This window comes from Microbacterium sp. PRC9, from assembly GCF_031844125.1.
Lineage (GTDB): Bacteria > Actinomycetota > Actinomycetes > Actinomycetales > Microbacteriaceae > Microbacterium.
In genome coordinates, this window is record NZ_JAUZUR010000002.1 from 738,810 (window position 1) to 751,655 (window position 12,846).

General features: G+C 70.0%; 11 protein-coding genes. 8 read left to right on the top strand and 3 right to left on the bottom strand.

Annotated features, from left to right (window positions below; translation table 11 throughout):
* Window positions 1–9 precede the first annotated feature (9 nt).
* Entirely contained in the window at window positions 10–615 is a 606-nt protein-coding gene (locus Q9R33_RS06990; protein WP_056367923.1) for a hypothetical protein, read from the bottom strand.
* Window positions 616–653: 38 nt separating this feature from the next.
* Between Q9R33_RS06990 and Q9R33_RS06995 the strand changes: the two genes are divergently transcribed.
* Window positions 654–2,411 (top strand): ABC transporter ATP-binding protein, encoded by a 1,758-nt coding sequence (locus tag Q9R33_RS06995; protein ID WP_311293246.1) that lies wholly within the window; start codon window positions 654–656, stop codon window positions 2,409–2,411.
* A gap of 89 nt (window positions 2,412–2,500) precedes the next feature.
* Window positions 2,501–4,414, top strand: a complete 1,914-nt coding sequence (gene typA / locus Q9R33_RS07000) for a translational GTPase TypA (protein WP_056367918.1) — start codon at window positions 2,501–2,503, stop codon at window positions 4,412–4,414.
* A gap of 64 nt (window positions 4,415–4,478) precedes the next feature.
* On the opposite strand, the gene Q9R33_RS07005 is transcribed toward typA, so the two are convergent.
* Window positions 4,479–6,548, bottom strand: coding sequence for a hypothetical protein (locus Q9R33_RS07005; protein WP_311293247.1), 2,070 nt, complete (start codon window positions 6,546–6,548; stop codon window positions 4,479–4,481).
* Window positions 6,549–6,778: 230 nt separating this feature from the next.
* Here Q9R33_RS07005 and Q9R33_RS07010 point away from each other — a divergent pair, with 230 nt between their 5' ends.
* The 6 genes from Q9R33_RS07010 (at window position 6,779) to Q9R33_RS07035 (ending at window position 11,299) form a co-directional block, all read left to right on the top strand.
* On the top strand, window positions 6,779–7,540 hold the full coding sequence (locus Q9R33_RS07010) for an AzlC family ABC transporter permease (RefSeq protein ID WP_311293248.1): 762 nt from the start codon (window positions 6,779–6,781) through the stop codon (window positions 7,538–7,540).
* Complete coding sequence (locus Q9R33_RS07015) at window positions 7,537–7,851, top strand: AzlD domain-containing protein (protein ID WP_056367912.1); 315 nt, start codon at window positions 7,537–7,539, stop codon at window positions 7,849–7,851. Before Q9R33_RS07010 ends, Q9R33_RS07015 begins: the two co-directional genes overlap by 4 nt.
* Before the next feature lie 67 nt (window positions 7,852–7,918).
* Window positions 7,919–8,320 carry a DUF6113 family protein gene (locus tag Q9R33_RS07020; protein ID WP_056367910.1) on the top strand — a complete coding sequence of 134 codons (402 nt, stop codon included), beginning with the start codon at window positions 7,919–7,921 and terminating at the stop codon, window positions 8,318–8,320.
* Window positions 8,321–8,367: 47 nt separating this feature from the next.
* Window positions 8,368–8,688, top strand: coding sequence for a ferredoxin (fdxA, locus tag Q9R33_RS07025; RefSeq protein ID WP_018170155.1), 321 nt, complete (start codon window positions 8,368–8,370; stop codon window positions 8,686–8,688).
* Window position 8,689: 1 nt separating this feature from the next.
* A complete protein-coding gene (gene dapC / locus Q9R33_RS07030) occupies window positions 8,690–9,811 on the top strand; it encodes a succinyldiaminopimelate transaminase (RefSeq protein ID WP_310246187.1) in 1,122 nt (373 codons plus the stop codon).
* A gap of 189 nt (window positions 9,812–10,000) precedes the next feature.
* The gene (locus Q9R33_RS07035; protein ID WP_310246190.1) at window positions 10,001–11,299 is read left to right on the top strand and encodes a citrate synthase; all 1,299 of its coding nucleotides are present in this window, start codon (window positions 10,001–10,003) and stop codon (window positions 11,297–11,299) included.
* Between the two features lie 245 nt (window positions 11,300–11,544).
* Here the strand turns inward: Q9R33_RS07035 and dapD are convergent, their stop codons facing one another.
* Window positions 11,545–12,501 carry a 2,3,4,5-tetrahydropyridine-2,6-dicarboxylate N-succinyltransferase gene (gene dapD / locus Q9R33_RS07040; protein ID WP_311293249.1) on the bottom strand — a complete coding sequence of 319 codons (957 nt, stop codon included), beginning with the start codon at window positions 12,499–12,501 and terminating at the stop codon, window positions 11,545–11,547.
* Window positions 12,502–12,846: the final 345 nt, after the last annotated feature.

Below are 12,846 nucleotides of genomic sequence, written 5' to 3' on the forward strand. Positions count from 1 at the left end.
GCCAGGCGCTCAGCCGGTGGCGACGATCAGCGCGACCGACGCCGCGGCGAGCACGATCGACGCGATGAGGAACGGCACGTGCCAGTGGCGCTTGACGGGCGTCTCATCGGCCACGCCGAGTTCGACCTGACCGGCATCGAGGCGGCTGCGCCACGACTCCCGCACGACGAGAGCCGCGTTGCCCGAGTCGGTGCCCATGCGGTCGCTCGGGCGGGCGTCGCCACCGGCGGCGCTCGCCTCGCGGCGGGCCTTCGCATTGCCCATCATCGTGGTGAAGAAGCCGGGGGCCGGCGCCGACCAGGCGGTGAAGCTGCCGGACGGCGTGTGCAGCGTCAGGGCGCGTGCCGTCTCGACGTGCACGAGGGCCTCCCACGGCACGTCGACGTCGTGGCTCACGTTCTCGATGCGCACACCGCGATCCGACACCTCGACGCAGGGGCGCCACAGCGCCATCCAGCCGAGCAGCGCCGCCAGCGGAGCGGCGGCGTAGACCCACGTCAGCCGCGGGTCCGCGCTCCATACGGCGGTGATCACTGCGAGCCCCGCAAGACTCCAGACGATGACGGCAGCAATGCGGTTGAAACGGGAGTCGATGCGGATCGCACGGTCGGTCACCCCCTCATTGTCTCAATCGATCCCACAAGGACCATGAAATGAACGCGTCCCCCACTCCCATGACCGGCAGTCCGCTGCTGGAAGTGAGCGGCCTGTCCGTGGACTTCGCCGTCGACAACTACTGGGTGCCGGCAGCGAAGAAGCTCGACTACTCCGTCGAGTCGGGCAAGGCCCTCGCGATCGTCGGCGAATCCGGCTCCGGCAAGAGCGCGAGCTCCATGGCGATGCTCGGGCTCCTGCCGTCCAACGCCCGGGTGACCGGCAGCGTCAAGCTCGCCGGCCGCGAGATCCTCGGCCTCCGCAAGGACGACCTGCGTCGCGTGCGCGGCCGCGAGATCGCAGTGATCTTCCAGGAGCCGATGACCGCGCTGAACCCCGTGTTCACGGTGGGGTTCCAGATCATCGAGACGCTGCGGATCCACCAGGGCATGACGCCGAGCGCGGCGCGCACGCGGGCGCTCGAACTGCTCGACATGGTGGAGCTGCCCGATCCGCTGAAGGCCTTCAACTCGTACCCGCACCAGCTGTCGGGCGGCCAGCGTCAGCGCGCCATGATCGCGCAGTCGATCTCGTGCGACCCGCAGCTGCTGATCGCCGACGAGCCGACGACCGCCCTCGACGTGACGGTGCAGGCCGAGATCCTCGACCTCATGCGGGACCTCCGGCACCGCCTCGACTCGGCGATCCTCATCATCACGCACGACATGGGCGTGGTGGCCGACATCGCCGACGACATCGTCGTGATGCGCAAGGGTGAGATCGTCGAGCGCGGCTCGGTCGATGCGGTGTTCAACCGCCCCACGCACCCGTACACGCAGCAGCTCCTCGCAGCGGTGCCCCGCATCGGCGACGCGCAGGGGGAGTCGATCGACACCACGGCCGCCCTCGCCGGCGACACGTCGGTGATCCGCCTGGCTGAGGTCGCCGCGCGCGAGGACGCGGAGCGCCGCAAGGGCCTGGGCGCGCCCGTGCTCGACTTCCAGGACGTTGCGATCGACTATCCGAAGCGTGGGCGCGTGCCCGCATTCCGGGCGGTCGAGCATGCGAACTTCTCGATCTACCCGGGTGAGGTCACGGGCCTCGTGGGCGAGTCCGGCTCGGGCAAGACCACAGTCGGTCGCGCCGCCATCGGCCTGCTGCCGATCGCGGACGGCAGGGCCGAGGTCGTCGGCTCCGACATCTCCAAGGCCGACCGGCGCCTCCTGCACAAGGTGCACAAGGATGTCGGCATCGTCTTCCAGGACCCGTCGTCGTCGCTCAACCCGCGTCTGCCGATCGGCCAGTCGATCGGAGAGCCGATGCTGCTGGCCGGCGTCGCGAAGGGCCGCCAGCTGGACGTGCGTGTGCAGGAGTTGCTGGACTCGGTCGAGCTCCCGCGCTCCTACCGCAACCGCTACCCGCACGAGCTGTCGGGCGGTCAGAAGCAGCGCGTCGGCATCGCGCGCGCCCTGTCCCTGCAGCCCAAGCTGCTCATCGCCGACGAGCCCACCTCGGCGCTCGATGTGTCGGTGCAGGCGACGGTGCTGCAGCTGCTTCGCCAGCTCCAGGCCGACATGGGCTTCGCGTGCCTCTTCATCAGCCACGACCTGGCGGTCGTCGACTCCCTCGCGGACCGCATCATCGTGATGCACCACGGAAAGATCGTCGAGCAGGGCGCGACCGGGCAGATCCTCCGTGCGCCCAAGGAGGACTACACGCGTCGCCTCATCGCCGCCATCCCGGTGCCCGACCCCGCAGAACAGCGCGTGCGCCGCGAAGCGCGTGCGGCCCTTCTCGAAGCGGGTCTGGAGGGCTGATCCGCCGCCGAAAGGCGATACACAGCAGCGCCCAATAGAATGGGGATGCCGGCATTCCGGCATCCCCATTCTCTTTCAAGGATTCCCTCATGGCGCGCGCCCTCCGTCCGGACCTCCGCAACGTGGCTATCGTCGCTCACGTCGACCACGGCAAGACCACCCTCGTCGACGCGATGCTCCGCCAGACCGGCTCGTTCGGCGAGCACGCTCACGTCGAAGAGCGTGCGATGGACTCGAACGACCTCGAGCGCGAAAAAGGCATCACGATCCTCGCCAAGAACACGGCGATCACCTACAACGGTGCCCACACCGAGGTCCCCGTCACGATCAACGTGATCGACACCCCCGGCCACGCCGACTTCGGCGGCGAGGTCGAGCGCGGCCTGTCGATGGTCGACGGCGTCGTGCTCCTCGTCGACGCGAGCGAGGGCCCGCTCCCGCAGACCCGCTTCGTGCTGCGCAAGGCGCTCGAGGCGAAGCTGCCCGTCATCCTCCTGGTCAACAAGACCGACCGGCCCGACGCGCGCATCGCCGAGGTCGAGGAAGAGGCGCACGACCTGCTGCTCGGCCTCGCGTCCGACCTCCACGAGGACGTTCCCGACCTCGACATCGACGCCCTGCTCGACGTCCCCGTCGTGTACGCGAGCGGACGCGCGGGCGCAGCATCCCGCACCCGTCCCGCCAATGGCGAGCTGCCCGACAACGCCGATCTCGAGCCGCTGTTCGAGGCGATCCTCGAGCACGTGCCGGCCCCGGCATACGACGACGAGGCTCCGCTGCAGGCGTGGGTCACGAACCTCGACTCGAGCCCGTTCCTCGGTCGCCTCGCCCTCCTTCGCGTCTTCAACGGCACGCTCAAGAAGGGCCAGACGGTCGCGTGGGTGCGTCACGACGGCACGCACTCGAACGCCCGCATCACCGAGCTCCTCAAGACCCGCGCCCTCGAGCGCTACCCCGCGGAAGAGGCCGGCCCCGGTGACATCGTCGCCATCGCCGGCATCGAGGAGATCACGATCGGCGAGACCATCGCCGACCCCGAGGACGTCCGCCCCCTCCCGGCGATCACGGTCGACGACCCCGCGATCTCGATGACGATCGGCACGAACACCTCACCGCTGGTCGGCAAGGTCAAGGGCCACAAGGTCACCGCCCGCATGGTGAAGGACCGCCTGGACCGCGAGCTCATCGGCAACGTCTCGCTCAAGGTCGTCGACATCGGACGCCCCGACGCGTGGGAGGTGCAGGGCCGCGGTGAGCTCGCCCTCGCGATCCTCGTCGAGAACATGCGCCGCGAGGGCTTCGAGCTCACGGTCGGCAAGCCCCAGGTCGTCACGCGCAAGGGCGAGGACGGCAAGGTCAAGGAGCCCTTCGAGCACCTCACCATCGACGCCCCCGAGGAGTACCTCGGCGCGATCACCCAGCTGATGGCGTCGCGCAAGGGCCGTATGGAGACGATGGTCAACCACGGCACCGGCTGGGTGCGCATGGAGTTCATCGTCCCCTCGCGCGGCCTCATCGGGTTCCGCACCGAGTTCCTCTCGATGACGCGCGGCACCGGCATCGCCAACGCGATCTCGCACGGCTACGACGACTGGGCGGGCCACATCGTCGCTCGCCAGAACGGCTCGATCGTCGCCGACCGCTCGGGTGTCGTCACGCCGTTCGCCATGATCGCGCTGCAGGAGCGCATGAGCTTCTTCGTGCAGCCCACCGAAGAGGTCTACGAGGGCATGGTCGTGGGCGAGAACTCGCGCGCCGACGACATGGACGTGAACATCACCAAGGAGAAGAAGCTCACGAACATGCGGTCCTCGACCGCTGACGCGTTCGAGTCGATGACTCCGCCGCGCCTCCTCTCTCTCGAGGAGAGCCTCGAGTTCGCGCGCGACGACGAATGCGTCGAGGTGACGCCCGAGAAGGTGCGCATCCGCAAGGTGATCCTCGACGCCACCGAGCGCGGCCGCGCCGCCTCGCGCCTCAAGCGGCAGGACGCCAACGCGTAAGCAGTGACACGGATGCTGCGGCCCCGCGGCTTCTCGAAGCGCGGGGTCGCAGCATCCGTCGTCGTCAGTCCCTCACCGTCACCGCGACCGGTCGCGCAGCCGTCGATCCCGCGGCGTTCGAGAGCACCGCGGTGAACTCGTACGTGCCGGGAGACAGTGCGCCGAGCGACGTCGTCGCGCGCTGGGCACCGGGTGTCGCGGACGTGAGCGCCTGACGGTCGACTTCGACGCCGTCCTGGAACAGCACGTACTCGCTCGCGTTGGTGCCCCACCACAGGTTCGCCGTGATCGTCACGTCGCCGGTCCGGACGCCGGAGGCGCTCAGTACGGCGACGGCGGGTGCGGCATCCGTCACCGTCACCGTGAGCTTGCGCGACCGCGACTCGCCGTGAGGGTTGAGCGCGACGAGCTCGTACGCGTACGCGCCGTTCGTCCTGCCGGCGATGTCGAACGCGGTGCGCTGTGCGGCGGGGGACACCCCGGCCATCGACTGCGCGCCGACGAGCGTGCCGTTCTCGTAGAGCTTGACCACCGTGGCGTTCTGACCCCACCAGAGGTCGGCCGTCACCCGGTAGTCGCCGTCGCGCAGGCCCGTGTCCCAGCCGTTGTCGTGCGACAGTGTGAACGCGGCCGGTGCGTCGGTGGCGCCAGGCGTGCCCGAGGCGAGCACGCCCGCGCCGGCCCCCGCACGCACCGCCTCGGCGACGTCGCCGACGGGTGTGAGCGTGTACGCGTAGGCGTCAGCGGGATCCCACCGAACCGCGGGGGACAGCGGGGCGGCGGCGCCGGCGTTGTACGCCGCGAGCACGTCGACGATCTCCCCGTTCACGAGCGTGCCGGTGGCGGAAAGCTCGGTGCCGCCCCAGCCGGCGATGATCCGCGAGGCGCTCGCGGGGTCGATCAGCTCGACGGCGTTGGACTCGGCGACGATGCTGCTCTCGCGACCCGCTCCCCAGTAGTACTGGAAGAAGTCGTAGCCGTCCGACGAGGCCTGGGTCGTGGCATCCGTCTGCTCGTACAGATTGTTGTAGACGTGCACGTCGCCGAAGCGCACCCGCGGGCCGCGCTGGCCGATGTCGGTCCACCGATTGTGGTGCTGCGTGACGCGGTGCTGGCCCCGATCCTGCAGGCGCGAGTCCGATGAGCCGATGATGTCGGTCTTGTCGTGATGCTGCAGCCAGTTCCACGACATCGTCACGAGGTCGGAGCCGTGGGTGATGTCGACGAGCCCGTCGTGCACCTCGAACGGACGCCCGTAGACCGTGTCGAGGCTCGCCGCGGGGTGGTCTCCGTCGTCGAACGTGTTGTGATCGATCCACACGCTCGTCGACGTCCACACCGAGAGGTTGTCGTACGCCGAGTTCCAGTTGCCGCCCGCGTCATTGGCATCCCATTGCGGGAAGCAGTCGTACGCGTCGGACAGTGTGAGGTTGCGCACGATGACGTTCGAGGCGTCGCGGATTCGCAGGGACGCTCCGACCACGCGCGCGTCGTCGCCGACGCCGACAAGAGTGACGTTCGAGCCGACGTGCTGCAGCGTGAGCCGCGCCTGCAGCGCCGCGGCCTCGGCGCGAGCGGCCTCGAGAGGGCCGGAGGGGTCGACCCCGGGTCCGAACGCGGCGATGTAGTCGTCCATCGAGAAGGGCGCGCCGGATCCCGCGACGGTGATCTGCGCGGCGATGTCGTCGCAGGTCGTCCGCGTGCCGTCGGCGCGCAGCCACGGGTCGAGCGTGCCCGTGACGTAGACGATGCGCGGCACGGTGTTGTAGCGCGCGTCGTTCTGCGATCCGCCCGCCCTGCCGGCGAGGGCGTCGCGCAACTCCTGCCACGTGCCGGCGACATACACGTCCGCGGGGGAGGCGGAGGAGCCCCCCGTGGTCGGCGCGGCGAGGCGCTGTGCGCGCTCGGGGTACGTGTCGCCGCTCCACGACGCCCAACCGTCGCCGGGCGCGATGACCTCGCGGCCGAGGTCGACGGACGGAGCCGCACCGGGTGCGGCGGCGGCAGCGGTCGCCGGAGAGGCGGGCAGCACGAGCGCTGCGGCCAGGCCCGCGGCGGCGACCACGGCGAGCGCCCGCGGTCGGCGGGAGCGCGATGGCGCGGCGCGCTCGGGCAGGGGGGACGGTGTGCGCATGGGACTCCTTCGTCCTGTGCAGAATCCGTGATGAGGACGACGCGGGGGCGACCGTGGAGCTGAGGAAGCGTTTTCTGCCGGTTCACGCCCAGCATGGCAAGCGGAGTAGGAAAGCGCAATCCCAGGATGCTGCGACCCGAGCATTCCCGCGTGCACGGCGGCGCCGGACGAGGCCACCGTCCCGCACGCGGACCGGCGTGCGGTGTCGGACCCGTCGGTAGCATGACGAGGTGACCCTCGATCCGCACTTCGACGACGCACACAGCGCCGGCGAGGGGAGGCGGGCGGTGCGCGAAGGGCTGGGCGTCGCGCTCGCGACAAGTGCCTACGGCGTCTCGTTCGGCGCTCTCGCCGTCGCGGCCGGGCTCGACGTCTGGCAGACGTGCGTCCTGAGTCTCGTGATGTTCACCGGCGGATCCCAGTTCGCGTTCGTCGGCATCGTGGGGGCCGGGGGGCTGGCCGCCGTGCCGGCGGCGATCGCATCCGCGGCGCTGCTCGGAGTGCGCAACGTGGCCTACGGCATCCGGATGTCTCCGGTGGTCGGCGCGGGCTTCTGGCGCCGCGCCGCGGCGGCGCAGTTCACGATCGACGAGTCGACCGCGGTGGCGCTCGCCCAGCGCTCGCCGCACGCCCGGACACTGGGGTTCTGGGTCACCGGCATCGGGATCTACATCGGGTGGAATCTGTCGACGCTCGCCGGCGCGCTGCTCGGCGACGTGCTCGGCGACGTGCGGGCGTACGGACTCGACGCCGCCGCGGCAGCCGCGTTCCTCGCCCTCCTGTGGCCGCGCCTGCGCGCCCGCCAGCCCATCGTGGTCGGCGTGGCCGCGGCCGTCGTGGCGACGGTGCTCACGCCCGTGCTCATGCCCGGTCTCCCGGTCATCATCGCTGCCCTCGTCGCGATCGTGGTCGGCTGGACGAACTGGCTCGGCAAGGACGACCGGGTCGAGAGCGAACCCGACGACGTCGCCGAGAGGGAGGGGCTGCCGTGACCATGTGGACGGCCATCCTCGTTGCCTCGATCATCTGCGTCGCGCTCAAGACCGTGGGCTATCTCATCCCCGCGAAGTGGGTCGAGGCCCCGACGCCGATGCGCATCGCCGATCTGCTCACCGTGGCGCTGCTCGCCGCCCTCGTCGCCGTGCAGACTCTCGGCGCGGGGCAGGCGGTCGTGGTCGATGCCCGGGTCCCGGCCGTGCTCGTCGCCGCGGGTCTGCTGATGCTGCGGGCGCCCTTCCTCGTCGTGGTCGTCGCGGCCGCGCTCGTCGCGGCACTCCTGCGTCTGTGGGGCTGGGCGGCGTAGCCGGGGCTCCGTCCCGACCCCCGTCGAGCGCGCAGCAGCGCACAGGTGCGGTCGGTACGATCGAGGCATGCGCCCCTCCGTCCCCGCCCGCATCGGCAGCTGGATCGTCGCCCTGCTGGTGGGACTGGTCTACGGCGTCGCCGGCACGGTGGCCCACGCGTACGCGATCGGCTGGTTCCCGCTCGGCCTGATCCTCGCCGTGGTCGGCTCTGCCGCCCTGCTCCTCGCGGTGCGGCTGCTCACGTCCGATCGGTGGGCGACCCTTGCCGTGGCCATCGGCCTCATGACCGCGACGCTCGTCTTCTCGGGCGCGGGTCCCGGCGGCTCGGTGGTGGTGCCGCAGGCGCCGGACGGAGAGTTCAACCCCGGAATCGTGTGGACGATCCTCGTGCCGATCATCTCCGCCGTGGTGATCGCGTGGCCCGACACGTTTGTGCGGGCGGACGCACCCTCGGAGCGCTCCACCTGATCGTCGCACGGCGGATGCGCTGCGGATGCCGCGGCTAGACTGATGCCGTGACGTACGTGATCGCCCTTCCCTGCGTGGACGTCAAGGACCGCGCCTGCATCGACGAGTGTCCCGTGGACTGCATCTACGAGGGCGATCGATCGCTGTACATCCACCCCGACGAGTGCGTCGACTGCGGCGCCTGCGAGCCCGTGTGCCCCGTCGAGGCGATCTACTACGAGGACGACCTGCCCGACGAGTGGCAGGACTACTACAAGGCCAATGTCGAGTTCTTCGACGACATCGGCTCCCCGGGCGGCGCCGCCAAGGTGGGCGTCATCCACAAGGATCACCCGATCATCGAGGCGCTCCCGCCGCAGGAACACTGACGTGGGGGTCGCCGACCTCGCCGACTACCCCTGGGACGCGGTCGCGCCGTATGCCGCGCGCGCACGCTCGCATCCCGACGGCCTCGTCGATCTGTCGATCGGGTCACCCGTCGACGCGACGCCCGCCGTCGTCGCGGACGCACTCCGCGCCGCGACCGACGCGCACGCGTACCCGCAGACGGTCGGCACCCCGAAGCTTCGGGCGGCCATCGCGAGCTGGTACGCCCGCCGCCGGGGCGTTTCAGGGCTGACCCCCGAGAACGTGCTCCCGACCGTGGGGTCCAAGGAGCTCGTCGCCCTGCTCCCGCTGCTGCTCGGTCTCGGACCCGGCGACGTCGTCGTGCACCCCCGTGCGGCATATCCCACGTACGAGGTCGGCGCGCGCCTCGTCGGCGCGACGCCCGTCGCCGCGGACGAGCCCGCAGACTGGCCCGAGGACACCCGCCTGGTGTGGGTGAACTCCCCGGGCAATCCCGACGGCCGCGTGCTCGACGTCGACGCCCTGCGCGCGGCGGTCGAGCGGGCGCGCGAGCTCGGCGCCGTGCTGGCGTCCGACGAGTGCTACGCGGAACTGGGGTGGGATGCCCCATGGGACGCCGAACCGGTGCCGTCCGCGCTCGACCCCCGCGTGACCGGGGGCGACCTCCGCGGCATCCTCTCGGTGTACTCGCTGAGCAAGCAGTCGAACCTCGCCGGCTACCGCGCGGCGTTCCTCGCCGGCGATCCCGCCGTGATCGCTCGTCTGCTCACGGCGCGCAAGCACCTCGGCCTCATGCTCCCGCTTCCGGTCCAGACGGCGATGACGGCCGCCCTCGAGGACGATGTCCACGTCGCCGCGCAGAAGGAGCTGTACCGCCGTCGACGCGATGTGCTGCGCCCCGCCGTCGAGGCCGCCGGATTCCGCATCGACGCGAGCGAGGCCGGGCTGTACCTCTGGGCGACCGAGGGTCGCGACGCGTGGGAGAGCCTCGGGCGTCTCGCCGATCTCGGCATCCTCGCCGGTCCGGGCCACTTCTACGGCACCCACTTCCCGCAGCACATCCGACTGTCGCTCACCGCGACCGACGAGCGCATCGCGGCCGCGGCCGCACGCCTGCGCGCCGCATCACACATCGCGATCTGAGGATTCCTCTATCGGATGCCGCGAGCCTTTGGCCTTGTCAACAGTAGGCGTGGCGGCGCACTAGGCTGTAAGAAGCGCGGCGACGCGGCATCCCCCGTCCCGCCCCTCCGTTCTGCTGCAGCCCTCCCCACGGCGCCGCACAGGACTGGACGACACCCCCGGTACGACCAGAAATCGCGAGGAGGCGCCGTGAGCGACGCGGGCACCCAGCAGGAGAAGGCCACCCTCACGATCGGTGGCAGCACCGCCGAGTTCCCGCTTCTGCGGGGCACCGACGGCACACCGAGCGTGGACCTCTCCACCCTCACCCGCCAGACCGGCTACACGGCTCTCGACTACGGCTTCGTCAACACCGCGGCGACGAAGTCCGCGATCACCTACATCGACGGCGACGAAGGCGTGCTGCGCTACCGCGGCTACCCGATCGAGCAGCTCGCGAAGAACAGCACCTACCTCGAGGTCGCGTGGCTGCTCATCTACGGCGAACTCCCGACCGCTGACGAGCTGGCCGAGTTCGATGAGAAGATCCGTCGGCACACGCTGCTGCACGAGGACCTCAAGCGGTTCTTCTCGGCGCTGCCGCACACCGCGCACCCGATGTCGGTGCTGTCGTCGGCCGTGTCCGCGCTCTCGACGTACTACGAGCACCAGTCCGACCCCAACAACCCCGAGCACGTCGAGCTGAACACGATCCGCATGCTCGCGAAGCTGCCCGTGATCGCGGCGTACGCGCACAAGAAGAGCATCGGCCAGGCGTTCCTCTACCCCGACAATTCGCTCGGGTTCGTCGACAACTTCCTGAAGCTCAACTTCGGCGTGCTCTCGGAGGTGTACGAGGTCAATCCGGTGATGTCGCGCGCTCTCGAGCGCCTGCTGATCCTCCACGAGGACCACGAGCAGAACGCCTCGACCTCGACCGTGCGCCTGGTCGGCTCGACGGGCGCGAACCAGTTCTCGTCGATCTCGGCAGGGATCAACGCGCTCTACGGTCCGCTGCACGGCGGCGCGAACGAGGCCGTGCTCGACATGCTCGCGCGCATCCGAGACTCCGGCGAAAGCGTGCAGCGCTTCGTCGAGCGCGTGAAGAACAAGGAAGACGGCGTGAAGCTCATGGGCTTCGGGCACCGCGTCTACAAGAACTACGACCCGCGTGCGAAGCTCGTCAAGGAATCGGCCGATGAGGTGCTGTCGGCGCTCGGCGTCAGCGACCCGCTGCTCGACCTCGCGAAGGAGCTCGAAGAGATCGCGCTGAACGACGCGTACTTCCAGGACCGCCGCCTGTACCCGAACGTCGACTTCTACACAGGCGTGATCTACAAGGCGATGGGCTTCCCGACCCGCATGTTCACGGTGCTGTTCGCGATCGGGCGCCTGCCCGGCTGGCTGGCGCAGTGGCGCGAGGCCGCCGGCGACCCTCAGACCAAGATCGGCCGTCCGCAGCAGCTGTACATCGGCGCCGAAGAGCGCAACTACCCCGGTCTGTCCTGACCCGGAACTGACGGATGCCGCGCCCCCGAGTCGGGGCGCGGCATCGTCGTTGAGCGGGGTCGTGCCCGCCCCGGTGAGTGAGCCGACGTCGACGAGTGCTGGTGGGCCGGCGTTCTCGAGCGAGCCGTGGGTCGCAGCATCCGTCCGTCCACATGGCCGGACCGTCAGCACCACGGTCGCGGCGACGACCGCAAACGACGAGACCGCCCCGTCGTGGATGACGGAGCGGTCTCAGTGCGCGGGACTCAGGCGTGCAGCGCCTCGTTGAGGGTGACACCCACGCCTGCGCGGCGCACGGCCTCGACCGCTCCGGTGAGAGAGTTGCGGCGGAAGAGCAGTCCGGTGCTGCCGGAGAGGTCGGCACCCTTCGCCGTGGGAAGCGTCCCGTCGGCCCGACGGGGCTCGTCCGCCAGCACGACCTTGGTGCCCGCGGTCACGTAGAGGCCGGCCTCGACGATGCAGTCGTCGCCGAGCGAGATCCCGATGCCGGCGTTCGCGCCGAGCAGGGTGCGGGCTCCGACGGACACCTTGTGGGTTCCGCCGCCGGAGAGGGTGCCCATGATCGAGGCGCCGCCACCGATGTCGCTGCCGTCGCCCACGACCACGCCCTGCGAGACGCGGCCTTCGACCATGCTCTGGCCGAGGGTGCCGGCGTTGAAGTTCACAAAGCCCTCGTGCATGACGGTGGTGCCGGGCGACAAGTAGGCGCCGAGCCGCACGCGGGACGCGTCGGCGATGCGGACGCCGGCCGGCGTCACGTAGTCGAGCAGGCGGGGGAACTTGTCGAGTCCCTGTACCTGGATGCCCTCGCGGATGAGGAACGGGCGCAGGCGGGTGAGCGCGTCGGGATGCATCGGCCCCGCGTTGGTCCACGCCACGTTCGGCAGGTGCGCGAAGATCCCGTCGAGGTTCACCTCATTGGGGCGCACGAGAAGGTGCGACAGCGCGTGAAGGCGCAGGTACGCGTCCGGAGTCGAGGTCGGCGCAGCATCGAGATCGGTCTCGATGGCGACGACATCCACCGTGACGGCGCGCCGTTCGTCGGCGACAGCAAGGCGGTCGAGCTCGTCCGGCGGCATCTGGGGGTCGTAGCCCAGTGGGATGCGTCCGGCAGCGGGGGAAGGGAACCACGTGTCGAGCACGGTTCCGTCTTCGGCGGTCGTCGCGAGGCCGACGCCCCACACCCATCGTTCTTCGGTCATGGCTTCAACGCTAGCGCGCGGGCCCCGGTGGAGTTCCGCGTGTTTCCGGGGGAGAACCATGGCGACACGCCCGGGATGCGGGGCTGATTCGACCGGCGGGTGGGATCCACGTAATGTTCTTGTTGTTCGCCCCAAAGGGTAGAGCGGAAGGCCGGAAGGTCTCGCTCCCCTCAAGCAGCGAACCACCCCATCCGATCTGCTCTGGCGAGCGGGCCGGGTTCCGGTTTAGGATGGGTTTCTTCCACTTCTGTGACTGCTGGTCTCCGGCTGTGGTGAGGTCTTGTGCCTTGCCCCGCCGACTTGACAAGCGAGAGCGGATGTGTAAGATGGAGAAGTTGCCCAGCC

Bases quoted from the DNA above. Each gene is read 5' to 3' on its own strand.
- Q9R33_RS06995 (WP_311293246.1), top strand. From the start codon at position 654: ATGAACGCGTCCCCCACTCCCATGACCGGCAGTCCGCTGCTGGAAGTG.
- typA (WP_056367918.1), top strand. From the start codon at position 2,501: ATGGCGCGCGCCCTCCGTCCGGACCTCCGCAACGTGGCTATCGTCGCT.
- Q9R33_RS07005 (WP_311293247.1), bottom strand. From the start codon at position 6,548: ATGCGCACACCGTCCCCCCTGCCCGAGCGCGCCGCGCCATCGCGCTCC.
- Q9R33_RS07020 (WP_056367910.1), top strand. From the start codon at position 7,919: ATGCGCCCCTCCGTCCCCGCCCGCATCGGCAGCTGGATCGTCGCCCTG.
- dapD (WP_311293249.1), bottom strand. From the start codon at position 12,501: ATGACCGAAGAACGATGGGTGTGGGGCGTCGGCCTCGCGACGACCGCC.